The organism is Actinomadura formosensis NBRC 14204, assembly GCF_001552155.1.
Classification (GTDB): domain Bacteria; phylum Actinomycetota; class Actinomycetes; order Streptosporangiales; family Streptosporangiaceae; genus Spirillospora; species Spirillospora formosensis.
This window is the reverse complement of the sequence record NZ_BCQQ01000268.1, coordinates 1-1,862: the sequence shown is the minus strand read 5'-3', so window position 1 is coordinate 1,862 and position 1,862 is coordinate 1. Positions and strand designations below refer to the sequence as shown.

Annotated in this window: 1 protein-coding gene and 1 pseudogene; one reads left to right on the top strand and one right to left on the bottom strand. The window is 74.3% G+C overall.

All coding sequences use genetic code 11. The features are described from left to right. Positions 1 to 764 (top strand): annotated as a pseudogene (locus tag AF1_RS35570) (hypothetical protein); the annotation flags it as partial. A 59-nt stretch (positions 765 to 823) separates the two neighbouring features. Here AF1_RS35570 and truA read toward each other — a convergent pair. Next, complete coding sequence (gene truA / locus AF1_RS32410; protein ID WP_174548920.1) at positions 824 to 1,702, bottom strand: tRNA pseudouridine(38-40) synthase TruA; 879 nt, start codon at positions 1,700 to 1,702, stop codon at positions 824 to 826. Positions 1,703 to 1,862: the final 160 nt, after the last annotated feature.

Below are 1,862 nucleotides of genomic sequence, written 5' to 3'. Positions count from 1 at the left end.
CCCCGCCCGTCGGCTCGCCGCCGGGCCGGCCGCCGAAGGGCACCTCCGGCGGCGCGGGCGGCGGGAGCAGGCGCCGGCCGCTGCTCATCGGCGGCGGCGCGGCGGTCGTCCTCGCGACGGCGATCGCGCTGTTCACCGTGGGCGGGACGGATTCGAGCGGCGACGGCCAGCACCGCGGCGCGGCCGAGCCGTCCGCGGCGCCGAGCACGTCGGCCCCGGCGACGCCGGTCCCCTCGCCGAAGCCCGTGAACATCGGCGACGAGAAGACCGACCCCCAGGACCTCACGTTCCGCGACGTGTTCCCCGAGGAGACGATCCAGCTCGGTGGACGGACCTACGCCCGCGACCGCTGGTCCCTCAACCGCGACGTCTCCTACGCGGCCCGGGGCTCGATGCTGAAGGTGCTGAAGCGGGAGAGCTGCCGCAAGATCATCCGGGCCACGTTCATCGACCAGAAGAACGAGCTCGCCGTCACCTCCGGGATCGCCGTGATGCCGACGAAGGCCGCCGCGATGACGGTGAGCAAGGCCGGCGACCCGGCCGCGTACGAGTGGTTCCGCGGCATGGCGGGCAAGCGCTCCCCCGACATCGACCGCGCCGGCGGCTATGCGGCGGTCACCGTCCGCGGACGGTACGTCGCCTACGCCTACGTGCAGCGGGCGGACGGCAAGAAGGCCAAGCCCGGCGACCCGCTGATCAAGCAGGCGGCACAGCGGTTCCTCGACTACGAACTCCGCCCGATCATCGCCCGCACCCGCGGCTGACGTGAGACGTACGACCGGCGGCCCCCGCTCGGGGCAGCCGGTCGTACCGTGTCCGGCCCCTAGGACATCCCCGGCCGGGACGAGGCGGGCTGATCGACGGCCGCCGCCGTGACGCCGAGCGTCCGCACCCGCCGGGTCTCCCGGGCACGCCGCGCCAGCCCGTCGTCATCGGGGTAGCGGACCTCCTCCAGCGACAGGCCGTGCGCGGGCGCCACGTTCACGCCGGAGTCGCGGACGCGGGCGGCGAGCACCGTCGCGGGCCAGTCCATCTCGCGCCGCCCGTCCCCCACCATCAGCAGCGCACCGACGAGCGCGCGGACCATCGAATGGCAGAACGCGTCCGCCTGCACGGTCGCGGACATCAGATGCGGGTCGCGGTCGTCGCGCGCCCACTCGTAGCGCAGCAGCTCGCGGATCGTCGTCGCGCCCTCCCGCCTGCGGCAGTACGCGGCGAAGTCGTTCTCGCCCACGAGGCGCCGCGCGGCGTCGTTCATCCGGTCCAGGTCCAGCGGACGCGGATGCCACAGCACGTCGTGGCGGCGCAGCGGCTCCACCCCGGCGGGGTTGTCGCACACCCGGTACACGTAGCGGCGCGACAGCGCGGAGAACCGGGCGTCGAACCCCTCCGGCGCGACCGACACGCGCCACACCCGCACGTCCGGCGGCAGCAGCCCGGCGAGCCGGCGCGGCATCGTCCCCTCGATCGCCGAGTACGCCGCCACCGGCACCTCCAGGTGCGCGACCTGCCCGCGCGCGTGGACGCCGGCGTCCGTGCGGCCGGCGACGGTGAGCATGGGCGGCGGATCCATGCGCAGCATGCGGCCCAGCGCGTCCTCAATGACGCCCTGGACGGTCCGCTGGTCCGGCTGCCGCGCCCAGCCCGCGAAGCCCGACCCGTCATAGCCGATGTCGAGCCGAAGCCGCACCAGAGCGGTCATATCAGCCAACTGTCCTTCCGCAACGTCCGTTCCTCGTTGTTCCGCGTTCACCGGGCACTCCCCTGACCCGCTCCCGGCGAACCGTCACCCGCCCACCCTGCCCCCGGGACCAAGCCCGGAAAAAATCGGGCCCGCCGTTCCGTAGTGGAACGGCGGGCCC